The following is a 23181-nucleotide window of genomic DNA, read 5'->3' as shown; positions in this document are numbered from 1 at the left end:
GTCCGCCAACGACATTGCCGCCAAATGCCATCTCGCGGCTCGACTGTCTAGGCCAAGGCCGCCTTGGGCGTGAAAGTCCAGTTCCCGGCGTGCACCCTGAAATCCCGCACGCTGTGCGCATCCGGGGCATTCCCGGCGGCAGCAGCCCCGCCCTCCGCAGCAGAAAGCACGACGGCGGCATCCGCCGTCGGACCCTGCACTCCGTAACGTCCGGCGGGCAGCCGGACAACGGCAGTGACTCCAGCCGGGACGGTGCACTCCAGCCGGACCAGGCCGTTCTCCCGGTTCCAGCTGACCTCAACGCTGCCATTGCCCACGGGAACGGAGCCGTCGGCGTACTCCAGCCGGCACAGCGGAGGTTCGATCAGGAGTTCCCACCCACCTGCTGAGCTGTACCGGACGCCGAGCAGGTGCTCGAGGATCTCCTTGGCCACCGACGCCGACCAGGCGTGGGACTGGCTGTAATCCGTTCCCTCCGCCAGGTTCCAGGCTTCCCAGGTGAAGGTGGCGCCGCGCTCCAGGAGCCGTGCCCACCCGGGCTGGTCCTTGTTGGTGAGGAGGTCCAGGACGGCATCGGTCATGCCCTGGGACAGCAGCGCCCGGACCAGCCGGTGCACGGTCATGGGTCCCTGCCGCATCCCCATCCTGGCGATCCGCCGGCCGTCGGCCCGGGCATGCTCCGGGCCGGTGATCCCCAACGAAAGCGGGAAGGACGTGGCGTGCTGCGAGGCGTGGGGGCTCGGTGTCCCATCGGCATAAAGGCCGTCCACCATCACGCCCTTTACCCGGAGGCGGCTGCGGATAGTCCCGGCGAGGGTGCGGGCCTGCCGGGCGTATTCGACGGCGGCGTCCTCCTGCCCGGCGGCGGCGCAGAGCCTTGCTGTGGAGATGAGGGCCGAATATGCCTGGGCGTTCACGGTGGTTTTGGCGGCGCAGTCCATGTCGTAGCCGAAGCGGCCGGGGGCCGGCCAGTCCACGATGCCATGGAGGTAGGGCCCGGAGCCGCCACCCAGTGTGGTGACCAGTCCCGCCGTCGGGCCTTCCGCCGGGATGTATCGCAGCGCGTAGTCCGCAGTGTCGCAGAGGCACGGCAGCAGTTCGGTGACCAACGCCAGGTCCCCGGTCCGGCGGTGGTACTCCTCGGCCCACTCAGGGATCATGAGGGAGAAGTCGGGGATGTCCCGCTTGCCGTCGCCGTTGGGGTAGACGGCGTTGTATCGGCCCCTGTCTTCGCCGTCCGTCCAGTAGCGGGCCGCCGACCAGCCAAATTCCCGGAGCGCCTGGGCAGTGTACGCGTGCTCACCGAAGAGGGACATGGTGGCGTAGGAGATGTTAACGGCGTCGGCCAGGAACTGGCCCTTCTCCCGGGTGGGCGTGTCCACGAACTGTTCCTGCACCCCGTAAAGCGCCGAGTCCCGGAGCAGCCGGAACACGTCATTCAGCGTGGCATCGGAGCTGCTGAAACTTCCTTCGCCGGGGTGCCGGCCGTGAACCACCACGGCACCAACCTTGGACAGGTCCGCGGCATCCACGCCGGGCAGCTCCAGGTACCGGAAGCCCAGGTGCACAGTGGCCTTGTACTGCTGCAGGCCCGCTGTCTGCGTGTAGGGGAAGGACATGTCGGTGTTCTGGCTGGCCGTCTTGCCGGTGTCCACCCTGCCGTCCGCGCGCAGGACATAGCCGGCGCGGATCATCACCGTGCGGCCCGGCACGCCGGTCAGGAAGTCCACCTCGGGCCGGCCGGGAATGACCTGCCCGAAGTCCGCCACCAGCGTTCCGTCGTCGGCGGTCAGGAACGCCTGCGGCGCTACAAACTCTTCCGCAAGCCGGGTACGGCGGGGATGCACGGCGGGAAATTCCGGGCCCGGGTGGCTGCCGTAGCTCAGGGCGGGGGGCATCTGTTCGACGGCGGGCAGGGCTGCGGCGGCCGCCCCGTCCAGGTGCTCCACGGGGTCGCCTTCGTCATTTCGGTACCCCGACTGGCGGTAGGGCGCCTCGGAAGCCATCCAGTCTGGACCGGATGCGAAGACCTCACGCCGGCCATTCGTGTAGTCAACGCTCAGCCGCACCAGCAGGCCGGGCAGGCCCGCGGCGCGTCCTTGCCCGGGGCCGTACCAGTGCAGCAGCGCTGTCAGCGGCACCTCGACGTCCGGCCCCGGCGATGCGTCGGCAGCCGTCGTGCCCGGAAGTCCGGAGAGCAGCCCGGTGGCGTCGGCAGCGTCGTAATACCCTTCACCGGGATAGCCAAAGGAGGTGGTGGTGAGGCACACCGTGCCGCCCAGGGAAAGCTGGGCGTGATGGTTCGCCGCCATAAAGATGCGGGCCCGGGCCACCGTGCCGGTGAGCCGGATGGTGGTGCTGAACAACGTCCACTCGTCCGGCTGTCGGTGGGCTGTGGTGCCGGCCCAATGTTCGCGGTAGGCGAGGGCGAGGTCCGTGCCAGCATCGAACTGGTGGTCAAGGAGCAGCTCGCCGGGGTTTCCGTTTCCACTGGAGGTGTCCGTAACGTGGAACGACAGGTATTCGGCCCGGCTGCGGGGCCCTTGGTGGAGTGCCAGCCGGCCCTTCACGCCGAAAGCTGCCGGCTCCCGCCACACGAGGAGTTCGACGCCGTCCACGGCAACGGTGATGGTCCCGCCGTCGTCCGTTACGTCCAGGTTCCGCCACTCCCTGGCAGCCGGGCCCGCCTGCGTGCTGGCCAGCATCCCGGTGTCGGGGGCAGAAGGTGCGGGAATCTGCCACTCGGCGGCACGACGAAGCACTACGTCGCCGGCTGCGTTGAGCTCCAGCAGCAGCCCCGTTCCAGGGCCGGAGCTCCGGACGATGAGCCCAGCCATGCCCATCACCGGCCGGACGCGGGCTTGAAGCCGAAAATGGCGGAGCGGAGGGCAGGGAACGGGCAGGAAAGGTGTGCCGGCCACGCGCAATGCAGAGTCAAGGACCTCCAGCGGAGCGCGGCCACCCGGCGCGCGGTGCACCCAGTCCGCTCCCCATCCGGCATCAGAGAGGCCCGTGCTGAACTGCTGCCGCTCAGACCACGCGCCGGGCAAGCCCGCCGCGTCCCATACCCGGACCCGCCACGCATAGTCCGCGTCGTCGTCCAGCGCTGGTCCCTCATAGGCCGCAGCGGCGGGGGAGTTTGACGCAACCCGTCCGGAACTCCACAGCGGCGACCCTGCGCTGTCTTCCACCACGATCTCGTAGCCGGTCTGGCGGGCGCGGGATGGATCCGGGTCCTCGGGCTGCCCGAGCTGCCAGTTGAAGGAGGGGCGTGGCCCCGCCGTAAGGCAGGGGGAGAGCCCGTCCGTCAGCAGGTGGGTGGCCTGCAGCTGGCCTTGGACCGTCACAGCATGCGCCTGCTTTGCGGCCGGAGTGCGGGAGACATATCAGGAAGTTGGCAATTCGAAGACGTGCGGGGCCGTTTCGGCCCAGGGGAGCCCCAGCTCGCTGAAGGTGGCATGCTGCCCGGCAGCACGCGCCAGGGCCTCCTCAACGCCGGTGACCACGGCGTGCGCCGCGTCTCCCTCGCCCTCCCAACGGAAGTGCGCCTGGCCGACGGGCGCCGGTAGCGGGGCGGTGCGGATGGCTTCCAGGACGAGCATAAAAGCGCCGCTGTCCAGGAGCGGGCTGATGAGCGCAGCTCCGCCGTTGCGGTGGGCCAACAGGTTTTCCGTCAGGTCGTCCCGGCCGAAGACCTCTTCGGAACGCCCTGCTGCTGTTTCCACGGTGAGGCGGTCCTCCGTGTAATGGAAGACGGCGGTGCCTTCCGAGCCCTGGAGGGTCACGTAGGGTTCCACGGATTCGGTGGCGCACAGCGTGAGCGCACAGGTGATGGGCAGGCCTGTACTGGTACGGATCCGGATCACCGAGGTGTCATCGGACTCGATGCTGTTGGCCCGGTAGAGCTCGGTTTCCAGGGAAGAGATATCTGCCGTCGTGCGTGCTCCGGCAATCCTCAGAGCTGTTGCCACAGCATGTGCCAGCGGGTTGGTGGCCACTCCGTCCACCACGTCCACGCCGTCAATGGTGCGTTTGCCGGCCCAGCGTGACCGCTTGTAGTAGGCCCGGTCCCGGACCCAGCGACCGGTGGCCGAGATGCCCTGGAGGGTGCCTATGCTTCCGTCAGCGAGCAGCTTTTCAATGGCTTTCAGCGCGTGGGAACCCAGGCTCTGGAAGCCGATCTGGACACTCCGGCCGTTCACTTCTGCGGCGTCGCAAAGCCGGTTGAAGTCCGCAAGCGACGCGACCGGCGGTTTTTCCAGGTAGAGGTCGGCGGCAGTGGCCAGTGCTGCCAGGCCCAGCGGGGCATGCGTCTGGATGGGCGTGGCAACAATAATCAGATCCAGTCCGCTGGTCTCCGCGAGCAGTTCAGCCAGCCCTGAAAACGCGTGCGCTGTTGCAGGGACCGAACCGGGAGCGGGGGCATTCGGGTCAGCGACGGCAACGAGTTCGACGACGCCGGCCGCCTGGAGGCGTTCCAGGTTCCGCAGGTGGTGCGTGCCGAAGCCGTGGACACCTACCAGCGCCACCCTTGCAGCAGGCCCGCGGGCGTACTCCGAACCAGGCTCGGCGGCAGCCTGCGCGTCGGCGGGTACTTCGTTGTCAAGGTCCCGGGGCTCGGTCCCGGCGACCATGCCGGCTGGCGTTCCCATGGTGCTCCATTCCGCCCGGACAGGGCACGGTGTTCCTCCGCGCCCACCATTCGGCAAGCGCTTTCCCTTATCCAGTGTGGGGCACGATTGTCCGTGACGTCCAGTCATGTAACGGTTCAAAAGATGCTTGTTGCCCAGGGAGCCGACCCGGGATCCACCGGAAAAGGCGCTCGGCGTGGGAATACCCGGGGTCCTGGCAGATGGCGCCGCCCCGCGTGGCCTACCGGCTCCTCGTGGGTGGAAAAGATCCAGCTCCGGTTCCGTTAACTTTGCCAGCCCAGCCAGTCGACAGCTTCCCGGGCGATGCCTGCCGGTACCGCGTGCGGGCCAGGGAACTCCCGGTAGGTGACGTCGTAGCCGTCCGACTGGAGCACGGGCACCAGCTAGCGGCTGGTGCGGTCAATTGGGAGGACACTGTCGCTGTCCCCGTGGGAAACGAAGACCCGGGGCTGGCCGGCGTGCGGGACGGGCGGGACAAATCCCGGGGAGAAGGCAATGACCCTCGAAAAGAGGTCCCCATTAGCCAGGCCAAGGGCCAGCGCATAGGACGCCCCGTCCGAAAAGCCACCCACGGCGATGCGCTCCGGGTCTACGAAAACCAGTGTGAAGATCCGTTCCAGGGCACGGTTGATCATCTGCACGTCGGGGCCGAAGGATCCTCGGACGCCGTCCCAGGTTGAGCCGCGGGAAGACGGTGCCGCCAGGATGATTTTGTGCGTTTCGGCAAAGGCAGACAGCAGTGACAAGCCGCCGGCCGCTTCACCCCCGGCGCCGTGCAGCAGGAGGATAAGCGGGGCCGGTTGGCGGGGCTGCAGTCCGGACGGGACGTAGAGCAGGGTGTCCCGGACAGGCTCCAGGCCAAGACCCTGCTGCCCGGGAACAGGTGCCTCCCCGGGCTCGCTTCCGGGCCGGGCGCTCGCGGCAGCAAAATTCAGTGTCGTTTCCTTGGGACGATCCATCTCTCCTCCAGAACATCCTGGGAGTGCTGCAGCAATGCCAGGGATTCCGTCAACCAGCTGCGCCGTTTGGCCACCCTCAAGTCACATCCGCCCTAGTGGCTGGTGGTCCCTTTGCGCGATTCGAGCAGGGGTGGAATCCAGCGGTCGGCGGCAACGCCTGTTGCAATGGAGTAGACGGCCTTGTGCAGCACATCAACCACCTGTTCGCGGGGAGTCCAGGTTGTAGGAGGTGCGCCCATCCCAGAGGCATTCTCGAGGGTCTGGTCAATGGCGAGCCGCAGGGCGGTGTGTTTGGCGTTGGCCAGGGGTCCGCGGATGCCGGTTGCGGCCCACATGCCGCGGAGGGAGCCCAGCACCGCCCCGGTACCCCAGTGCATCAGGTGGTTCCACACGAATGGTTTCTCCGCCTGCCCGGGCCCCCTGCCCAGGAGCGTTGAAAGAGTCCTGGCAGGCACGTAGGAGTTCGGCCGTTTCGTAAGGAATTGTTCGGCTTTTTCACCGGCTGTCATCACTGCCACTCCGGCAAGGCCGCACACTGCGCCCTTTCCTGCGGCCGCCACCAGCCGCCATCCCCTCGTCTCACCCTGCATGTGCTGCTCCAATCTGCTTCGGCCTTACCTGGAACCGTTGGTTTCCTGGTAAGTACCCAGCAGGGCGGAGGCCCTAACCTAGGCGATGGCTTCCAGGGACAGTTCCTCGACCGCCGACTGAAGGGCATCCAGGTCGAACCACGCGACAGGCAGGACGTCATGGATAAAGGCATCAAAATCGAAGGGATGGCAGTGCCCGCCGTGGTTCCAGTAGAGGATCCAGAGATCGATCAGGCCAAGGTCCTTCCGCTGCAGCAGGTGTCTGGCTCTGTGCCGCAGGTCATCCATAACCAATCCTTGCTTCTGCTACCCCCGCCCCACAAGAGCAGTAAGAGTGTTTGCCGCAATCGATTTCCGGCGTGGCGTCATCGGGGGAGGGAGGCAGGAGATTCCAATGCGTTGGCGATGACCTGCTGCAGTTGCAGGGCATTGCTCTTAGTGGTGCCGCTTGCATCAATAACAGCGAATCCGGGGTACCAGGGAAGCTCCGTGTAGGCCTTCCGGAACCTCTGGAGATCCTCGAGGCTTTCCTGGTCCTCGCCCCGAAGGGCGATGCGTTCGTACGCCTGCTCAGCCGGGATGTCGAAGTAGACCACAGCTTGGGCCTTCGGCAGCAGTCCCAGCAGGGCTTCCAGCATCCGGCGGCGGCGGATGCCCCGGGTTTTCCGCAGAGCCAGCTGGCAGTACAGATGCCGGTCCATGATGACCAGGCCGTCAAAGCATCGGGCGCGCAGATGGTTGAGTACGACGTTGAAGACCCTGACAGCGGTTTCGAGGATATCCGCGGCCTGGACGGGCAGGGGTACCGCGAAGCGCTGGGCCAGGCCAGCGATGGTTTTCCTCCCCGAATAGTTGCCGAGCACCAGCACTGGCGTGCCAGGCAGAAGTTCCGCCACCTCGCGCGCGGAAGTGGATTTGCCGGCACCGTCAATTCCCAGCACAACAATAAGTGCGGATGGTCGTCTCGGGCGTTGGGTCATATTTCTTTCTTACGGAGGTGCGCTGTGCTGGCGGTTCGGGAAGCCTGTGGGCGGGCTGTGAAAACAGGTAAGGGCGCTGCCGGGTCAAAGTGGGAGCAGAATAGGGGAGTCTGCACTGGGAGGGAGACTGGGTATGGAGCCTGTGAAGGTTGATGGTGGCAAGGGCACCGTGGAGTTGCGTTCCGACGGTGTCATCCACCTTATCTGGGAGCCGCAAGTCCGTATAGAACAGCATGACGCCCAGGCGGCAATGGCGGCTGTTAACGAGATAGCAGGGGAAGGGACTTTCCCCATGCTCGTTGACATGGCCACCACGGAAAACGTCACCAGGGCGGCCCGCTCCGTGTTCTCCATCCCCTGCGCGGCGAACCGGATCGCGCTGCTGGGTTCCAGTCCGGTGGACCGGATCCTGGCGAACTTCTTCCTGGGCGTGCACGTTCCGCCGTGCCCCACCCGCTTCTTCACGTCCAGAACCGAATGCATGGACTGGCTGCAGCAGGACGGGTAGGTGTACTGATCAGGACTCGGACGGCGCCGCGGTGCTCTGCCGGACCACCAGTTCCGGGGTGAAGATGACTGCGCGGTGCCGGGGATGCTGGGCTTCAACCTCTTCAGCCAGGAGTTCGATGGCTGTCCTGCCCAGGGCCTCGGTGGGCTGCCGGATGGAGGAGAGAGGCACCACGGCCGAGACCGCGAAATCAATGTCGTCGTAGCCAATCAAGGCAATGTCCTCGGGAATCCGGAAGGTGTGCGTCATGGTGAGCGATTGCATGACGCCGAGCGCCAGGAGGTCGTTGGCGCAGAAGATCCCGTCGGGAAGTCCGTCGCGCTCCCGCTCCACCAGCATGTTGCCGACGCTGCGGCCGGCCAGGACGGTCTGGCCTTCAGATACCAGCACCTCCAGCGTGGCGCCAGGTTCTTCCTTCACCGCGCGCCGGGCACCCTGAAGGCGGTCCGCTACCTGGCGGATGGACGTGGAGCCACCCACAAAGGCGAGCCGGCGGCGGCCGGTGTCCAGCAGGTGCCGGGCAGCGAGATACCCGCCGGCGTCGTCGTCAACAGCCACGGAGCTGAACTTTTCCTCGTCAGCCAGCCGGTCCACCAAGACGGTGGGCACGCCGCGCTCGCGGAGGAGGTCCAAGCGCTCAGTGACATCTCCCACGGGCGAAATAAGGAGCCCCTGGACCCGCTGCTCCTGGAACAGATCGATGTAATTGGCCTCGCGGCCGGCGTCGTGCCCGCTGTCACCCAACAGCACGGCGCTGCCCTGGAGGGCGGCCGCATCTTCCGCGGCCCGCACCACGGAGGTGAAGAACGGGTTGCCCACGTCCAGGACGATGAGGCCGATGGTGCGGCTGTGGCCGGCCCTCAGTTGGCGCGCGGCGTCGTTGCGGACGAAGCCCAGTTCGTCGATGGCCCGCAGCACCCGCTCCTTGGTCCGCTGCGAGACCCTGTCCGGGTAGTTCAGCACGTTCGACACCGTGCCGACCGCCACGCTGGCGTGGTTGGCGACGTCCTTGATGCTGGCTGAGCGGTTCATGATTCTCCGTGCTGGTGGGCCGGGTTCTAGCGCCTCCCGGTTCTGGTGTGGAACAGGTCCCGAAATGCTTGACACCTGCTCCGGTTCAAGAGTACTTTGAATCGTAACAATGAAACGATTCAAAGATCCGCGAGTTCAGGAGAGTTCCAAATGAGGGTGTGCTTCCGTTCCTCGGTCCAGCCGGCGCTGATGGACGAATACCGCCGACGGCACGCCGCCGTGTGGCCCGAGATGCTTCGGGCCCTCAAGGACGCCGGCTGGAACAACTACTCGCTTTTCCTCGGCGAAGACGGGCTCCTGATCGGCTACCTGGAATGCGACGACTTCGACGCAGCACGGGCCCGCATGGCCCTGGCGGACGTCAACGCCCGCTGGCAGGCGGAGATGGCCAAACTTTTCGAAGACCCGGACCAGGCGCCCGACGAGGGGTTCCAGGTACTGGAGGAAGTCTTCAACCTCGACAGCCAGCTCGCGGCGGCAGAGTCCTCCGCACGCTGACACGCACCGGGCGCTCCAGCAGTGGGGCCGCACCGGAACACACCAATACCAACCAGACCACAGCTCAACAACACCGGGAAAGAACCATCATCATGAATGACGTAGCAACGGCGCTGGGCAGGCTCGAGGAGCTTGCCATCGAGGTCCCTTCGTGGGCTTATGGAAATTCGGGTACGCGGTTCAAGGTGTTCGGCACGCCCGGCACCCCGCGTACCGTGCAGGAGAAGCTGGCGGATGCCGCCAAGGTGCACGAGCTGACCGGGCTGGCTCCTACCGTTGCGCTGCACATCCCGTGGGACAAGGTGGATGACTACGCCGCGTTGAAGGAATACGCTGCAGGGCTGGGCGTGGGCCTGGGGACGATCAACTCCAACACCTTCCAGGATGATGAGTACAAGTTCGGTTCGCTGACCTCGTCCAACGAGAGCGTCCGCCGCCGTGCAGTGGATCATCATCTGGACTGCATCGAGATCATGCACGCCACCGGGTCGAAGGACCTGAAGATCTGGCTCGCTGACGGCACCAACTACCCGGGCCAGGACGACATCCGCGGCCGCCAGGACCGCCTGGCCGAATCCCTGCAGGAGATCTACGCCGCCCTGGGTGACGAGCAGCGCCTGGTGTTGGAGTACAAGTTCTTCGAGCCGGCTTTCTACCACACCGATGTTCCGGACTGGGGCACCTCCTACGCCCAGACCCTGGCGCTGGGGGAGAAGGCGTTTGTCTGCCTGGACACCGGCCACCATGCTCCGGGTACCAACATCGAGTTCATCGTGATGCAGCTGCTGCGCCTGGGCAAGCTTGGTTCGTTCGACTTCAACTCCCGCTTTTACGCCGACGACGACCTGATTGTCGGCGCGGCTGACCCGTTCCAGCTGTTCCGCATCATGTACGAAGTGATCCGTGGCGGTGGCTTCGGCAAGGACTCCGGTGTGGCCCTGATGCTGGACCAGTGCCACAACCTGGAAGAGAAGATCCCGGGCCAGATCCGGTCCGTTCTGAACGTCCAGGAGATGACTGCCCGGGCCCTGCTCGTGGACACCGAAGCCTTGGCCGAAGCGCAGCGCTCCGGTGATGTGCTGGCCGCGAACGGCATTTTCAACGATGCGTTCTACACCGACGTCCGGCCGGTCCTGGCCGAGTGGCGTGAATCCCGCGGCCTGCCCGCGGACCCGCTGGGAGCGTTCAAGGCCAGCGGTTACCAGAAGAAGATCAACGAGGACCGCGTGGGCGGCCAGCAAGCCGGATGGGGCGCTTAGGCATGAACATGCAGAACACAGACATGCAGAACACAGCTAACAAGACTGTTGAAGATCTGATTTCGCGTTCCAACCGCCTGGGTGCGGATAAGCGGAACACCAACTTCGCCGGCGGCAACACCTCCGCGAAGGGCACCGAAAAGGACCCGGTCACGGGCGAAGACGTCCAGCTGCTGTGGGTCAAGGGCTCCGGCGGGGACCTGGGCACGCTGAAGGCAGAGAACCTTGCAGTACTGCGCCTGGACCGGCTGAACGCGCTGAAGAACGTCTACCCCGGCGTTGAGCGTGAAGACGAGATGGTGGCAGCGTTCGATTACTGCCTGCACGGCAAGGGAGGCGCAGCCCCGTCGATCGACACCGCCATGCACGGGCTGGTGGACGCAGCGCACGTGGACCACCTGCACCCGGACTCCGGCATCGCCATCGCCACCGCGGTGGACGGCGAGGCGCTGACCACCAAGATCTTCGGCAACAAAGTGGTGTGGGTTCCCTGGCGCCGCCCCGGCTTCCAGCTCGGCCTGGACATCGCCGCGATCAAGGAGGCCAACCCGCAGGCCATCGGCACCATCCTGGGCGGGCACGGTATCACCGCCTGGGGTACCACCAGTGAAGAGGCCGAGACCAACTCCTTGTGGATCATCGAGCAGGCCGAGAAGTACATCGCGGACAACGGCAAGGCGGAACCCTTCGGCGCCAAGCTGCCCGGCTACGCAGCCCTGCCGGAGGCAGAGCGCCGCGCCAAGGCTGCAGCCCTGGCACCCGTGATCCGCGGCCTGGCCTCCACGGACAAGCCGCAGCTGGGGCACTTCAGCGATGACGCCGTCGTCCTGGACTTCCTCGAAGCCGCCGAGCACCCGCGCCTGGGCGCCCTGGGCACCTCCTGCCCGGACCACTTCCTGCGCACCAAGGTCAAGCCGCTGATCCTGGACCTGCCCGCCGATGCATCGATCGAGGACTCGATCGCCCGGCTGCACGAACTCCACGCGGACTACCGCGAGGACTACCAGGCCTACTACGACCGCCACGCGGACCAGGACAGCCCGGCCCTGCGCGGCGCGGACCCGGCCATTGTGCTGGTCCCCGGCGTGGGCATGTTCTCGTACGGGGCGAACAAGCAGACCGCCCGGGTTGCCGGGGAGTTCTACATCAACGCCATCAACGTGATGCGCGGCGCCGAGGCGATCTCCACCTACGCCCCGATCGAGGAATCCGAGAAGTTCCGGATCGAGTACTGGGCGCTGGAGGAAGCCAAGCTGGCCCGCATGCCCAAGCCCAAGTCCCACGCCACCCGCATCGCGCTGGTCACCGGCGCCGCTTCCGGCATCGGCAAGGCCATCGCCACCCGCCTCGCCGCGGAAGGCGCCTGCGTGGTCATTGCCGACCTGAACCTGGAGAACGCCGAAAAGGTGGCCGAAGAGCTCGGCGGCCCGGACATTGCCATCGGCGTCCAGGCCGACGTGACGGACGAAGCGCAGGTTGCAGCCGCGATCGACGCCGCTGTCCTGGCATTCGGCGGTGTGGACCTGGTAGTCAACAACGCCGGCCTGTCCATCTCCAAGCCGCTGCTGGAAACCACCGAGAAGGACTGGGACCTGCAGCACAACGTCATGGCCAAGGGCTCCTTCCTGGTGGCCAAGGCCGCCGCGAAGGTCATGATCGCCCAGGGCCTGGGCGGGGACATCGTCTACATCTCCTCCAAGAACTCCGTGTTCGCCGGCCCGAACAACATCGCCTACTCCGCCACCAAGGCAGACCAGGCCCACCAGGTTCGGCTGCTCGCGGCCGAACTGGGCGAGCACGGGATCCGCGTCAACGGCATCAACCCCGACGGTGTGGTCCGCGGCTCGGGCATCTTCGCCGGCGGCTGGGGCGCCAAGCGCGCCGCCGTGTACGGCGTGGACGAGGAAAAACTGGGCGAGTACTACGCCCAGCGGACCCTGCTCAAGCGTGAAGTCCTGCCCGAGCACGTGGCCAACGCCGCCGCCGTCCTCACCAGCAACGAACTGTCCCACACCACCGGCCTGCACATCCCCGTGGACGCCGGAGTGGCCGCAGCCTTCCTGCGATGAGCAACGTGCAGAATGTCGACGGCGGTGCGTTCGCCGCCGTCGACATCGGCGCCTCCTCGGGCCGGGTCATCCTGGGCCGGGTCGCCGAAGGTTCCGTGCAACTCGAAGTCGTCCACCGCTTCCCCAACGGTGTGGTGGACATCGACGGCGGTCTCCGCTGGGACTTCAACGCCCTCTTCAGCGAGGTCCTTAAGGGCCTCGCGGCGGCGGCCACCGTGGCAGCGGCACAGGGTGAGGAGGTGGCCAGCATTGGCATCGACACCTGGGCCGTGGACTACGGGCTGGTCAACGCCGCCGGCGAGCTGACTGCCCAGCCGTTCAGCTACCGGGACGACCGCAGCCGGACCGCTGTGGAGCCGGTGCACCGGAAGCTGGACCCGGCACGGCTGTACGGGACCACGGGGCTGCAGTTCCTGCAGTTCAACACGATCTACCAGCTGGCCAGCGAGCCGGACCTGGACGGCCTCCAGGCCCTCCTGATCCCGGACCTGATCGCGTTCCTCCTGACGGGGCAGCGAAGGACCGAGGCGACCAACGCCTCCACCACGGGCTTGTTTGATGCCGTGGCGGGGGAGTGGGCCACCGAGTTCCTTACTGCCCTGGGCCTGCGGAAGGACCTGTTCCCGCCGCTGATCCAGCCCGGCGAAACCGTCGGCACCCTCCTGCCGGCCATCGCCGCCCAAGTGGGACTGCCCCAGCAGACCCGGGTAGTGGCAGTGGGATCACATGACACGGCCTCCGCCGTCGCAGCTGTCCCGGCGCAGGAAGAAGACTTTGCGTACATCTCCTCCGGCACCTGGTCCCTCGTGGGGCTCGAGCTGAAGCACCCGGTCCTCACCGAGGCCAGCCGGGAAGCCAACTTCACCAATGAGCGCGGCGTGGACGGCACCATCCGCTACCTCCGCAACATGGGCGGACTCTGGCTCCTCAGCGAATGCCAGCGGACCTGGGCCGGGGAAGGGTTCCAGCCCGAACTGACGGCCCTGCTGACGGCGGCAGCTGCGCTGCCTCCCGGCGGGCCGCAGATCAACCCGGACGATCCCTACTTCATCGCCCCGGACAATATGCCGGAGCGCATCCGTGCAGCGGTCCGCCGAACCGGAGAAGTACTGCCGAACGATCCTGCCGCCATCACCCGCTGCATTATGGACAGCCTGGCTGCCGGCTATGCCCGCACGATCCGGGACGCCGAGCGGCTCGCCGACCGTTCGGTGGACGTGGTGCACGTGGTGGGCGGCGGTTCCCAGAACCGTCTGCTCTGCCAGCTCACCGCGGACGCCACAGGCAGGAAAGTGGTAGCAGGGCCGGTGGAAGCCACAGCCTTGGGCAACGTCCTGGTGCAGGCGCGGGCTGCAGGTTCCGTTGACGGCGGGCTTGGAGAACTCCGTGCCATGGTGGTGGCCAGCAGCCCACTGCAGGTCTTCGTGCCGGAGTTCTCGCGGCTGTAGCCCCTGCCGGCTCCGGGCATCACTGCATAAGGCAGCTGCTGTTTCTTCGCAGGATTTTGGGGTAAGTTTCTTCTGCGGGCACGAGAAAACGGTTTCTCAGCCCGGCGAACAAGGAAGCAATGAAGAAACTCAGCAGGTTCAGCGTTTTCGGCTACGGTGCCGGCGATGCGGCCAACAGCATGATCATCAGTACCGGGAACATGTTCCTGCTCGTCTACTACACGGACGTAGCGGGGATCGGCGCAGCGGCGGCCGGAACACTGCTGCTTGTTGCGCGGGTCTTTAACGCCTTCACCGATATAGCGGCCGGCCGCATCGTGGACCGCGTTTCGAGCAAGCGGTGGGGAAAGTTCCGCCCGTTCCTGATGTTCGGCTTCATCCCCCTGCTGCTGAGTGTGGCGGTGTTCCACGTTCCGGATGTCGACCCGTCCCTGAAGCTGCTGTACGCGTACTGTACCTACGCGCTGGTGTGTGTCACGTACAGCATGGTTAATGTGCCTTACGGGTGCTTGGTGGGGGCCATGACGCAGGACGCCAAAGAACGCGCCAGGCTCGGTGGGGCACGGACCATCGGCGGCCTCTCGGTCGGCGCGACCCTTGGGTTTTTCATTGCACCGCTCCTCGGTGCCGGCCAGGACATGCAGCAGATCTTCACCTGGCTCACTATCACTTTCGCCGTCGTTGGCTCACTGCTCTATTGCTTTACCGGCATGGTTTGTGTTGAGCAGGTCCCCGGCAGCATCCCCAAGATCACCCTTCGCCAGAGCGTGGCAGCCCTGAAGGCAAATTCCCCGCTGGTGATCCTCTGCGTGAGTTCCGTCCTTTTCGTTACCGGAACTTCTGCCACCGGCGCTTCCCAGTTCTACTACCTCCGCGATGTCCTCTCCCGGGTGGACCTCTTCCCCGTCATGGCCACCGCCCAAGTGGTGATCACGCTGACGCTGGCTGTCCTGATGCCGCTTCCCGTGGCGCGATGGGGCAAGCGGGCTGTCTACGGCGTTGGCGGCGGATTCGGGGCGGTGGGCGGCGTGCTGGTTTTCCTGGCCCCCGCGGACATGCCATTGCTCGGACTGGCGGGCCTCGTGCTGGGGCTCCTGGCTTCGGCTTCGGTCAGCATCGTGACGTGGGCCCTGATTGCCGACACTGTGGAATACGGGGAGTGGAAAACGGGAGTCCGGGTCCAGGGAATCAACTACGCGCTCCTGGCCGCCACCCGGAAGCTCGGCATGGGGTTCGGAGCCGCCGTCGTTGCCTTCTCACTCGCCTGGGGAGGCTATGTTTCGGGTACTGCGGAGCAATCTGATGCAGCCACCCTCGCCATCCGGGCTGCGGCGGGTCTGCTGCCCGGGGCCCTGGTTCTGGCATCGGTAGGGATCATGTACTGGTACCGGCTGACAGACCAAAAGCACGCGGAGCTCGTGGCCACCTTGTCGCGCGATGCAACGTAACACTTTGCGGCCACGGCGGCCTGCGGTTATGGTTCATGGCATGACAAACCGTTGGTATGCGTATTTTTCGTTGGCTCTGGAGGGGCCCGCGTCTAACTGACACGCATCCAACTTTCCTTCAGAGCCAACAGGGCAGAGATCATTCTCTGCCCTTCGCCGTTTCTCCGGCGGGTTCTGACTGGGCCCGCTTCCCATCTGGAACAGGACCCGAACATGAGCACCGCAACAGCCACCGCAAGCACCACCGCCGGCAACCCCCGTAGGGAATCCACGGCAAAATCGACGTCGAACCTGCGCGTCAGCGAGTTCACTGCGCTGCCCACTCCGCAGGAAATCATCGCCGAACTGCCGTTGGACGCCCGGGTGGCAGACGTCGTCGAACGCGGACGTGATGAAGTCCGCGCCATCATGGACGGCGTGGACGACCGCCTCCTGGTGATTGTGGGGCCGTGCTCCATCCACGACCCCAAGGCCGGACTGGAGTACGCCCGGCGGCTGGTCAGCGAGGCTGAAAAGCACAAGGAAGACCTGCTGATCGTCATGCGGACCTACTTCGAGAAGCCCCGCACCACCGTGGGCTGGAAGGGCCTGATCAACGATCCGCGGCTGGACGGCAGCCACGATATGGTCACCGGACTCCGGACGGCACGGCACTTCCTGCGGCAGGTCAACGCGCTCGGCCTTCCTACCGCCACCGAATTCCTCGAGCCCATCAGCCCGCAGTACATGGCGGACCTCATCTCCTGGGGCGCCATCGGGGCCCGCACCACCGAGAGCCAGATCCACCGGCAGCTCGCCTCCGGCCTCTCCATGCCCATTGGCTTCAAGAACGGGACCGACGGCGACCTCCAGGTAGCCATCGACGCCTGCGGTGCGGCCGCGGCGGCCCAGGCTTTCCTTGGCATTGACGGCGACGGCCGGGCCGCGCTGGTGGCCACCGCGGGGAACCCTGACGCCCACGTCATCCTCCGCGGCGGCCGCAAGGGACCCAACTACTCTGCCGCCGACGTCGAGGCCGCTTCGGCGAAGCTTGCGGGCAAGCAGCTGAACCCGCGCCTTATCGTTGACGCCAGCCACGCGAACAGCGGCAAGAGCCACCACCGCCAGGCCGAGGTCGCGCTGGAGATCGGCGCCCAGCTCGAGGACGGCGGGGCTTCGGCGCAAGCCATCGCCGGAGTCATGCTGGAAAGCTTCCTGGTGGGCGGCGCGCAGAACCTCGATGTTACCGAGCACGCGGCCGGCCGACCGGAGCTTCTGTACGGGCAGAGCGTCACGGACGCGTGCATGGACTGGGAGGTTTCGGTCTCGGTGCTGGACCAGCTGGCCGCATCCGCGCGCAAGCGCAGGAGGTGAGCGGGGACTGGGAACGAAGGAGCAAATAGGGGGACCGTACTACTTTCACTTCTGCCACAGGAACATCTAGAGTATCTAGATAGGTGGATGGCTCAGCATCGGAACACCGCATTGGCACGTACCTGGGGTCACTGTTGTCCATCCGTCAGCAAAGGAAAATAGGGAAATGTCGGCAGAACAGAACTTCTCCAACGCGAAGTTCCTGACCGTGGCGGAAGTAGCCCAGGTCATGCGCGTCTCCAAAATGACTGTCTATCGGCTGGTCCACTCCGGCGACATGCCGGCAGTGCGATTCGGCCGCTCCTACCGGGTACCCGAAACCGCCGTGGAGCAGTACCTCAAGGGTGCTGTGGTGGAGGGCCACACGGAAACCGCCTGAGGCCTTACGTCCCATTCGCCGTGTTTTCGCCGGTGGGAGCCGCTGCGGTCAGAAGCCGCTCCTGATAAGCGGTACCCTGTTAAGGAACGTTTTACGTCATTGTAAGAATCTGTCAGTTGTTCAGTTCGTAGCTCTGTCCACGAACACTTTCCATCAGACAGGTACTGCATCTAGTTTGTAAGGAACTTTCGTGGGTTCAGTTATTAAGAAGCGTCGCAAGCGTATGGCCAAGAAGAAGCACCGCAAGCTGCTTCGCAAGACCCGTCACCAGCGCCGCAATAAGAAGTAGAGATACTTCGAACAGCGTAGAAATGCCCGTCGCCTTCCAAGGCGGCGGGCATTTCGTCGTCCAGGCTGCTACCTAGTTGCGCGGGCCCCGGAAGCGGGCGAAGCCTTTCCAGAGTCCGTAGACGGCGCCGCAGGCGGTGGCTGTCTTCAGGCCGAAGGTGGCCGCGCGGCGGCCTGCGCGGAAGTCGTAGACCGGCCAGTTGTGGTCGCGGGCGTGGCGGCGGAGGCGGGCGTCCGGGTTGATGGCCACAGGGTGGCCCACCAGGGTGAGCAGCGGAATGTCGTTGTAGGAGTCGCTGTAGGCCCAGCAGCGTTTGAGGTCCAGCTCCTCGGCGTCGGCGATTGCCTGGACGGCCAGGGCTTTGGCGGAGCCGTGCAGGATGTCTCCCACCAGTCGGCCGGTGTACATGCCCTCGGAAATCTCCCCGACAGTACCCAGCGCTCCGGTGAGCCCCAGCCTGGTTGAAATCACGGTGGCAACTTCGATAGGGGTTGCCGTCACCAGCCAGACGCGCCGTCCCACGCGCAGGTGCTGCTCGGCCAGGGCTTTGGCGCCCGGCCAGATCCGGGAGGCAATCATCTCGTCGTAGACTTCTTCGCCGAGGGCCTTGATGTCTTCCACCGTGATGCCGGCGGCCAGTGTGAGTGCGGAATCCCGGACCGCGTGGACGTCGTCCATGTTTTCCCCGCGTGCCACGAACTTGAACTGCTTCCACGCGAATCCGGCGGCCTGGGCAAGCGTGAAGGCGCCGCGCTGGTGCATCTTGCGGGCAACATGGAAGAGGCTGGCGCCACGCATGAGGGTGTTGTCCACGTCGAAAAACGCCGCCTCGCCGGGCTGCGGCGCCGCAACCGGCTTGGTGACTACGGCGACGTATTTCTCCTCGGGCATAAAGCTGAGTCTAGTCAATCCAGTCCCTGGACACCGTCGGCGTCGCGGGCCACAGTCAACGGGGCTACGGTTAAGGCATGGCTACACCGCGCGTCGTCCTGATCACCAAAGCTGACTGCCACCTTTGCGAAGAAGCGCGCGACGCCGTCGGACGCGTTACTGCCTCGCTGGGCCTTCAGTGGACGGAAGAGCTGGTGGACCACCGGCCGGAGCTGCGGGACCGCTACGCCGAAGAAATCCCGGTGGTGCTGGTGGACGGGGTGCAGCGCGACTTCTGGAAAATTGATGAGACCCGGCTGCAACGCGTGCTTCAGCGGGCCATGGCCCAATAAGGAGCAGCGCCCGTGACCACGGATGTTATGTGGCCGGCTGCTTTGTTGGCATCGGCCGGAGGGCTCTAGAGTGGAGTCACAACGCGATGCGAGGGAGGGGCTGGTGGCTTCGCTGGATCCAACTCCCCAGGCTGTCCCGGATTTTCCGGATGCCACGGGTACGCCAGCCAAACAGATTCCGCCCGCAGCGGTGGCCCGGCTGACGCTCTATCTGCGTGCCCTGAACACCCTGCTCGCCGAGGGAGTGGAGCGCGTCTCCTCTGAGTCCCTCGCTGAAGCCTCAGGCGTCAGCTCCGCCACACTGCGCAAGGACCTGTCCCATGTGGGCTCTTACGGTACGCGCGGCGTCGGCTACGAAGTGCAGTACCTCAGCCGTCACATCGCGGCGGCGCTGGGGCTGACGCACGATTGGAAGGTCGCCATCGTGGGCGCCGGCAACCTCGGCAAGGCCCTGGCGCGGTACGGCGGATTCGAATCCCGGGGATTCGACGTCGTGGCCATCTTTGACGCCGACCAGATGGTGGTAGGCAATGAAGTGGGGTGGCTGCGCGTCAGCGACGTGGCTGACCTGGAAACAGTGCTGCACCGCACCGGAGCGAATATGGTGGTGCTGGCGCTGCCGGCCGCCGTGGCGCAGGATGTCTGCGACCGTGTGGTGGCCGCTGGTGTGCGCAGCGTCCTGAGCTTCGCCCCCGTGATGCTCCAAGTGCCGGAGGGAGTCAATCTCCGCAAGGTGGACATGGCTACTGAGCTGCAGATCCTGGCCTACCACGCACAGCGGGCGCAGGCCCCGGGGCAGACCGCCTAGGGTCCAGGCGGTTCCGGGACCCACGCCCGCAGGTGTGGGAAGTGAATAAATTTACCGGCCGTAGGGGTTACCCAAGCCGCCGCCGTAAGGGTTGGCGAAGGGCTGCTGCTTCCGGAAGTACGGGGCAGCCGCCGGCAGGTACAGCAGCACGATGGCGGCGATCCCCAGGAGCGTGCCCACGGTCCCAATGCTGGGAGGGCCGAAGAGGCCGAAGATGGACAGCGCCGCGAACACGGTGCCAAGGATACGTGCCCAGTTCTTGCCCTTGCGGATGAAGAAGGCCACCAGCAGGTAGAGTCCCGCGCCGAGGATCGCGAACACCACCAGCGTGCCGGCGATGACGCCCTGGATGTCCTCGTACGTGACGCCCGCTCCGCTACCCTCCATTTGCTGCTCAAAGGCCTGGCGGAATACCGGGTCGTCCAGCTGGGTGAGTCCGGTGAGCATGGAGATGACGAAGATCGCAGCTGAGGCGATCAGCAGCCAGAACGAGATGTTGACCAGCTGCGGCACCCCGTTGCTGCCCGTGGGCTGCGGCTGCTCCGAGGGGTACTGCGCATACGGGGACTGGCCGTAAGGCTGCTGTCCGTATGGCTGCTGGCCAAAGCCCGGGGCCTGCGGCGGGTTCTGGCCGGACTGCGGAGTGTTATCCCCGTACTGGGGGGCGCCGGACTGGCCGTACTGCGGAGCGTTCTGTCCGTACTGCGGAGCGTTCTGTCCGTACTGCGGCGGGTTCTGTCCGTACTGCGGAGCGTTCTGTCCGTACTGCGGCGGATTCTGCCCGTACTGCGGGGCGTTTTCCCCGTAGCGCGGCTGCTGGTTGCCCTGCTCCGGATCGTTGGGCACGGGAGGCGGGACGGGAGGATTACTCATGAGCTGTCCTTTGGCATGTCGGGGTTCTGGTAGGCTGCCGGGTTTCGGTCCTGTGCCCTACCCCCAGCATGGCTTAAGTCCACCGTACCCCCGGACTGGCGGCAGATGAGTCATTCCAGGGAGGTATTCGTCCCCTGTTTGGCGGTTGCCCCGCTAGCCTTTATTCCTGACCGCTGCGAACCAGGCCTGCGAGTTGGGCAGCCAGAGCAGGACCGTTGCTGCGAGGCTGATCAGGAAGCCTGCCCAGTTGCCGCCCTGGCCAACGCGCATCGCCAGGTTGGCCAGGGCGAGGAGCAGGGTGACGCCTGTCAGGACTGTGAGGGCAAGCCGTGCCCACTGCTTTCCCTCTTTCATCTTCAGCGCAAAGACGATCTGAGCGGCGCCCACAGCCGCAGCCAGCAGCATAAGCAACAGAACCAGCGCAGCCGCACCGGGCGCCGCGGCGAAAAGCACCAGCGAGGCAAGCATGCCGAGCATTCCGCCCAGGAGGCCGAGGATCCCGCCCAGGAACCAGATCCAGTACGAGACCTTGATCTCGGTGGGAAGGTTCGCCACCGAGAACATGCCGGCAAAACCATTGCGGGGCCTCGTGCTGTCGAAGTTGCTCATGGGCATCACTGTAGCCCTGCGCGCTTGCACGGGACTCGTTAAAAGGGCGGCACCCCGGCACTGGCTTAAGCCGGTGCCGGGGTGCCTTGAATCAGGTGCGCCGAATGAAGCGCACTGAATCAGGGGCAGGAACTAGGCTGCGGGAGCAATGAAGGCGAGTTCGAGGTTGATGGCAACCTTGTCGCTCACCAGGACGCCGCCGGTCTCGAGGACAGCGTTCCAGGTCAGGCCGAAGTCCTTGCGGCTGATGGTGGTCTCTGCGGAAACGCCGGCGCGGGTGTTGCCGAACGGGTCCACGGCCACGCCGTTGAACTCGGTCTCCAGTGTGACCGGGCGGGTGACACCCTTGATGGTGAGGTCGCCGGTCAGTTCGTAGCTGTTGCCCTTGGACACCAGGCCGTTGGAGATGAAGGACATCTCGGGGAACTTCTCAACATCGAAGAAGTCCTCGCCCTTGACGTGGCCGTCGCGGTTGGCGTCGCCGGAGTCGAAGCTGGCGGTGTTGATGGTGGCGGCGATCTTGGAATCGGCCACGTCCTGGCCGAGTTCCAGGGTTGCTGCTGCTTCCTTGAACTGGCCGCGGACCTTGCTGATGCCTGCGTGGCGTACGGTGAAGCCGATCTCGCTGTGCGAGTTGTCCAGGGTCCAGGTGCCGGTGGTGACGTCTGCGGGAAGTGCCATGATGTTGCTCCTTAGGGTGTTACCTGTTTGTCGGGTCGGTGTTGAACCTTCATCTGTTGAAGTCTCAACTAACTGCTGCATCTACTATAAACATGCATTTGCATCTTTTGTTCCCCCCTTCGGAACATTTCTTCAAAAACTTCAGTTCTACTGGATGTAGAAGATTTCGGATCGCACGCCATCTTTGAGAAACTGGTAAACATGCCCCAAGCCACTGTCCATCTGCTCCGCCACGGCGAGGTCCATAATCCTGAAGGCGTTTTGTACGGAAGGCTGCCCGAATTCCACCTTTCCGAGCTGGGGCAGGAGATGGCGCGTACCCTCGCAGAACATTTCCGGCAGCGCGCCGAAAGTGGGGCCCGCATCACCTACCTGGCCGCCTCGCCGCTGGACCGTGCGCAGGAAACTGCCCGGCCGACGTCGGACGCCCTGCATCTGCAAATCCACACGGAGCGGCGGATCATCGAGGCAGAGAACTACTTCGAGGGCATGAAGGTCACCAAGGCCGAACTGCGCAGGCCAAAGCACTGGCCGCGGCTGGTCAACCCCCTCCGGCCATCGTGGGGCGAGCCCTACAAGCAGCAGGCGGCAAGGGTTATGGAAGCGGCCCAGGAGGCCCGCCTTCGCGCCATTGAGCTGGCTGACGGCGACTTCGGGGCAGAGGGGCCCGAAGCAATCATGGTCAGTCATCAGCTTCCTATCTGGGCCACCCGGCTCAGCGCCGAAGGCAAACCTCTGTGGCACGATCCGCGCAAGCGTGAGTGCACCCTGACCTCCATAACGTCGCTGGTGTTCGACGACGACGGCGCACTTGTGCGCGTCACGTACAGCGAGCCAGCGGCGTCCCTTCTTCCCGGTGCTGCCACCACCCCTGGAGCCTAGAAGTGACTGACAGTTTTACCAACAAGGGCCGGCCGGGCCTGCCCCTCACCTCCCGCCGCAGCGTGCTCGCTGCCGGGGGCCTCGCCCTGACCGCGCTCACCCTGGGCCTTTCGGCATGTGCCCAGGAAGATGCCCTCGCCGAGCAGGCCAGGGCCGGGGACAACAAAAACTACGTGGCCGGTGACGGCTCCGTCACCGAGTTCGCCGCGGCCGACCGCAAGTCCGCCCTCCAGATCAACGGCACGCTGTTCAACGGTACGGTGGTTGCGCCCACCGACCTCCAGGGCAAGGTCACCGTCCTGAACTTCTGGTTCGCCGCCTGCGCCCCCTGCAGGGTAGAGGCACCCATCCTTGAAGAGCTGCACCAGGAATTCAAGCCACAGGGCGTGCAGTTCTTCGGCGTCAACCTGCGGGACGAGAAGGCCACCGCGGAAGCCTTCGACAAGTCCTTCAACCTGACCTACCCCAGCTTCGACGACAAGGACGGCGGCGTCCTGCTGGCGGTTTCCGGGCTGGTTCCCCCCGGCGCCGTCCCCACCACCCTGGTGCTGGACAAGCAGGGGCGGGTGGCCTCCCGCGTCCTGGGCGAAATCCAAAAGGGCACGCTGAAGGCCCTCATCGCTGCCGCTGTGGCTGAGTAG

24 protein-coding genes are annotated in these 23181 nt (G+C 65.5%); 13 read left to right on the top strand and 11 right to left on the bottom strand.

Annotated features, from left to right (window positions below; translation table 11 throughout):
- Nucleotides 1-47: 47 nt before the first annotated feature.
- The 6 genes from M1E07_RS16580 to M1E07_RS16555 form a co-directional block, all read right to left on the bottom strand.
- Entirely contained in the window at nt 48-3347 is a 3300-nt protein-coding gene (locus M1E07_RS16580; RefSeq protein WP_461187722.1) for a family 78 glycoside hydrolase catalytic domain, read from the bottom strand.
- Between the two features lie 39 nt (nt 3348-3386).
- Nucleotides 3387-4652, bottom strand: a complete 1266-nt coding sequence (locus tag M1E07_RS16575) for a Gfo/Idh/MocA family protein (RefSeq protein ID WP_461187721.1) — start codon at nt 4650-4652, stop codon at nt 3387-3389.
- A 383-nt stretch (nt 4653-5035) separates the two neighbouring features.
- Complete coding sequence (locus M1E07_RS16570) at nt 5036-5611, bottom strand: alpha/beta hydrolase (RefSeq protein ID WP_461187720.1); 576 nt, start codon at nt 5609-5611, stop codon at nt 5036-5038.
- Between the two features lie 92 nt (nt 5612-5703).
- Nucleotides 5704-6201, bottom strand: a complete 498-nt coding sequence (locus tag M1E07_RS16565; protein ID WP_461187719.1) for a hypothetical protein — start codon at nt 6199-6201, stop codon at nt 5704-5706.
- 78 nt (nt 6202-6279) lie between these two features.
- Nucleotides 6280-6489 carry a hypothetical protein gene (locus tag M1E07_RS16560; RefSeq protein WP_458781085.1) on the bottom strand — a complete coding sequence of 70 codons (210 nt, stop codon included), beginning with the start codon at nt 6487-6489 and terminating at the stop codon, nt 6280-6282.
- 77 nt (nt 6490-6566) lie between these two features.
- Complete coding sequence (locus M1E07_RS16555; RefSeq protein ID WP_461187718.1) at nt 6567-7181, bottom strand: AAA family ATPase; 615 nt, start codon at nt 7179-7181, stop codon at nt 6567-6569.
- 133 nt (nt 7182-7314) lie between these two features.
- Here M1E07_RS16555 and M1E07_RS16550 point away from each other — a divergent pair, with 133 nt between their 5' ends.
- A complete protein-coding gene (locus M1E07_RS16550; protein WP_461187717.1) occupies nt 7315-7689 on the top strand; it encodes a DUF7793 family protein in 375 nt (124 codons plus the stop codon).
- Between the two features lie 9 nt (nt 7690-7698).
- On the opposite strand, the gene M1E07_RS16545 is transcribed toward M1E07_RS16550, so the two are convergent.
- Nucleotides 7699-8721: a LacI family DNA-binding transcriptional regulator gene (locus M1E07_RS16545; protein ID WP_461187716.1), complete on the bottom strand. Its 1023-nt coding sequence runs from the start codon at nt 8719-8721 to the stop codon at nt 7699-7701.
- Between the two features lie 150 nt (nt 8722-8871).
- On the opposite strand from M1E07_RS16545, the gene M1E07_RS16540 reads away from it, so the two are divergent.
- From M1E07_RS16540 to M1E07_RS16505, 8 genes are all read left to right on the top strand, one after another.
- Nucleotides 8872-9219: an L-rhamnose mutarotase gene (locus M1E07_RS16540; protein ID WP_461187715.1), complete on the top strand. Its 348-nt coding sequence runs from the start codon at nt 8872-8874 to the stop codon at nt 9217-9219.
- Between the two features lie 92 nt (nt 9220-9311).
- Nucleotides 9312-10478 (top strand): L-rhamnose isomerase, encoded by a 1167-nt coding sequence (rhaI, locus tag M1E07_RS16535; protein ID WP_461187714.1) that lies wholly within the window; start codon nt 9312-9314, stop codon nt 10476-10478.
- 8 nt (nt 10479-10486) lie between these two features.
- The gene (locus M1E07_RS16530; protein ID WP_461187713.1) at nt 10487-12547 is read left to right on the top strand and encodes a bifunctional aldolase/short-chain dehydrogenase; all 2061 of its coding nucleotides are present in this window, start codon (nt 10487-10489) and stop codon (nt 12545-12547) included.
- A complete protein-coding gene (locus M1E07_RS16525) occupies nt 12544-13995 on the top strand; it encodes a rhamnulokinase (RefSeq protein WP_461187712.1) in 1452 nt (483 codons plus the stop codon). Before M1E07_RS16530 ends, M1E07_RS16525 begins: the two co-directional genes overlap by 4 nt.
- 119 nt (nt 13996-14114) lie before the next feature.
- The gene (locus M1E07_RS16520; protein ID WP_461187711.1) at nt 14115-15443 is read left to right on the top strand and encodes a glycoside-pentoside-hexuronide (GPH):cation symporter; all 1329 of its coding nucleotides are present in this window, start codon (nt 14115-14117) and stop codon (nt 15441-15443) included.
- A gap of 213 nt (nt 15444-15656) precedes the next feature.
- The gene (locus M1E07_RS16515; RefSeq protein ID WP_461187710.1) at nt 15657-16796 is read left to right on the top strand and encodes a 3-deoxy-7-phosphoheptulonate synthase; all 1140 of its coding nucleotides are present in this window, start codon (nt 15657-15659) and stop codon (nt 16794-16796) included.
- 166 nt (nt 16797-16962) lie between these two features.
- On the top strand, nt 16963-17175 hold the full coding sequence (locus M1E07_RS16510) for a helix-turn-helix domain-containing protein (protein WP_461187709.1): 213 nt from the start codon (nt 16963-16965) through the stop codon (nt 17173-17175).
- Between the two features lie 190 nt (nt 17176-17365).
- A complete protein-coding gene (locus M1E07_RS16505; RefSeq protein ID WP_003792170.1) occupies nt 17366-17464 on the top strand; it encodes a 30S ribosomal protein bS22 in 99 nt (32 codons plus the stop codon).
- Between the two features lie 72 nt (nt 17465-17536).
- On the opposite strand, the gene M1E07_RS16500 is transcribed toward M1E07_RS16505, so the two are convergent.
- The gene (locus M1E07_RS16500) at nt 17537-18355 is read right to left on the bottom strand and encodes an HAD family hydrolase (RefSeq protein ID WP_461187708.1); all 819 of its coding nucleotides are present in this window, start codon (nt 18353-18355) and stop codon (nt 17537-17539) included.
- A gap of 77 nt (nt 18356-18432) precedes the next feature.
- Between M1E07_RS16500 and M1E07_RS16495 the strand changes: the two genes are divergently transcribed.
- Entirely contained in the window at nt 18433-18687 is a 255-nt protein-coding gene (locus M1E07_RS16495; protein ID WP_461187707.1) for a glutaredoxin family protein, read from the top strand.
- A 103-nt stretch (nt 18688-18790) separates the two neighbouring features.
- Nucleotides 18791-19495, top strand: coding sequence for a redox-sensing transcriptional repressor Rex (locus tag M1E07_RS16490; protein ID WP_461187706.1), 705 nt, complete (start codon nt 18791-18793; stop codon nt 19493-19495).
- Between the two features lie 51 nt (nt 19496-19546).
- Here the strand turns inward: M1E07_RS16490 and M1E07_RS16485 are convergent, their stop codons facing one another.
- The 3 genes from M1E07_RS16485 to M1E07_RS16475 form a co-directional block, all read right to left on the bottom strand.
- Nucleotides 19547-20368, bottom strand: coding sequence for a Yip1 family protein (locus tag M1E07_RS16485; protein ID WP_461187705.1), 822 nt, complete (start codon nt 20366-20368; stop codon nt 19547-19549).
- A 153-nt stretch (nt 20369-20521) separates the two neighbouring features.
- Nucleotides 20522-20977, bottom strand: coding sequence for a hypothetical protein (locus M1E07_RS16480; protein ID WP_461187704.1), 456 nt, complete (start codon nt 20975-20977; stop codon nt 20522-20524).
- Nucleotides 20978-21109: 132 nt separating this feature from the next.
- Nucleotides 21110-21658, bottom strand: a complete 549-nt coding sequence (locus M1E07_RS16475; protein ID WP_461187703.1) for a YceI family protein — start codon at nt 21656-21658, stop codon at nt 21110-21112.
- 201 nt (nt 21659-21859) lie between these two features.
- On the opposite strand from M1E07_RS16475, the gene M1E07_RS16470 reads away from it, so the two are divergent.
- Nucleotides 21860-22540 carry a histidine phosphatase family protein gene (locus tag M1E07_RS16470; RefSeq protein WP_461187702.1) on the top strand — a complete coding sequence of 227 codons (681 nt, stop codon included), beginning with the start codon at nt 21860-21862 and terminating at the stop codon, nt 22538-22540.
- A gap of 2 nt (nt 22541-22542) precedes the next feature.
- Entirely contained in the window at nt 22543-23181 is a 639-nt protein-coding gene (locus tag M1E07_RS16465) for a TlpA family protein disulfide reductase (RefSeq protein WP_461187701.1), read from the top strand.

This window comes from Arthrobacter sp. Z4-13 (assembly GCF_054792705.1).
This window is presented reverse-complemented; position numbering and strand designations above follow the sequence as displayed.

What these genes read in the sequence shown, in the direction of transcription:
- M1E07_RS16575 (WP_461187721.1), bottom strand. Translation starts at nt 4,652, where the DNA reads ATGGGAACGCCAGCCGGCATGGTCGCCGGGACCGAGCCCCGGGACCTT.
- M1E07_RS16570 (WP_461187720.1), bottom strand. Translation starts at nt 5,611, where the DNA reads ATGGATCGTCCCAAGGAAACGACACTGAATTTTGCTGCCGCGAGCGCC.
- M1E07_RS16565 (WP_461187719.1), bottom strand. Translation starts at nt 6,201, where the DNA reads ATGCAGGGTGAGACGAGGGGATGGCGGCTGGTGGCGGCCGCAGGAAAG.
- M1E07_RS16560 (WP_458781085.1), bottom strand. Translation starts at nt 6,489, where the DNA reads ATGGATGACCTGCGGCACAGAGCCAGACACCTGCTGCAGCGGAAGGAC.
- M1E07_RS16555 (WP_461187718.1), bottom strand. Translation starts at nt 7,181, where the DNA reads ATGACCCAACGCCCGAGACGACCATCCGCACTTATTGTTGTGCTGGGA.
- M1E07_RS16550 (WP_461187717.1), top strand. Translation starts at nt 7,315, where the DNA reads ATGGAGCCTGTGAAGGTTGATGGTGGCAAGGGCACCGTGGAGTTGCGT.
- M1E07_RS16545 (WP_461187716.1), bottom strand. Translation starts at nt 8,721, where the DNA reads ATGAACCGCTCAGCCAGCATCAAGGACGTCGCCAACCACGCCAGCGTG.
- M1E07_RS16540 (WP_461187715.1), top strand. Translation starts at nt 8,872, where the DNA reads ATGAGGGTGTGCTTCCGTTCCTCGGTCCAGCCGGCGCTGATGGACGAA.
- rhaI (WP_461187714.1), top strand. Translation starts at nt 9,312, where the DNA reads ATGAATGACGTAGCAACGGCGCTGGGCAGGCTCGAGGAGCTTGCCATC.
- M1E07_RS16530 (WP_461187713.1), top strand. Translation starts at nt 10,487, where the DNA reads ATGCAGAACACAGACATGCAGAACACAGCTAACAAGACTGTTGAAGAT.
- M1E07_RS16525 (WP_461187712.1), top strand. Translation starts at nt 12,544, where the DNA reads ATGAGCAACGTGCAGAATGTCGACGGCGGTGCGTTCGCCGCCGTCGAC.
- M1E07_RS16520 (WP_461187711.1), top strand. Translation starts at nt 14,115, where the DNA reads ATGAAGAAACTCAGCAGGTTCAGCGTTTTCGGCTACGGTGCCGGCGAT.
- M1E07_RS16515 (WP_461187710.1), top strand. Translation starts at nt 15,657, where the DNA reads ATGAGCACCGCAACAGCCACCGCAAGCACCACCGCCGGCAACCCCCGT.
- M1E07_RS16510 (WP_461187709.1), top strand. Translation starts at nt 16,963, where the DNA reads ATGTCGGCAGAACAGAACTTCTCCAACGCGAAGTTCCTGACCGTGGCG.
- M1E07_RS16500 (WP_461187708.1), bottom strand. Translation starts at nt 18,355, where the DNA reads ATGCCCGAGGAGAAATACGTCGCCGTAGTCACCAAGCCGGTTGCGGCG.
- M1E07_RS16495 (WP_461187707.1), top strand. Translation starts at nt 18,433, where the DNA reads ATGGCTACACCGCGCGTCGTCCTGATCACCAAAGCTGACTGCCACCTT.
- M1E07_RS16485 (WP_461187705.1), bottom strand. Translation starts at nt 20,368, where the DNA reads ATGAGTAATCCTCCCGTCCCGCCTCCCGTGCCCAACGATCCGGAGCAG.
- M1E07_RS16480 (WP_461187704.1), bottom strand. Translation starts at nt 20,977, where the DNA reads ATGAGCAACTTCGACAGCACGAGGCCCCGCAATGGTTTTGCCGGCATG.
- M1E07_RS16475 (WP_461187703.1), bottom strand. Translation starts at nt 21,658, where the DNA reads ATGGCACTTCCCGCAGACGTCACCACCGGCACCTGGACCCTGGACAAC.
- M1E07_RS16470 (WP_461187702.1), top strand. Translation starts at nt 21,860, where the DNA reads ATGCCCCAAGCCACTGTCCATCTGCTCCGCCACGGCGAGGTCCATAAT.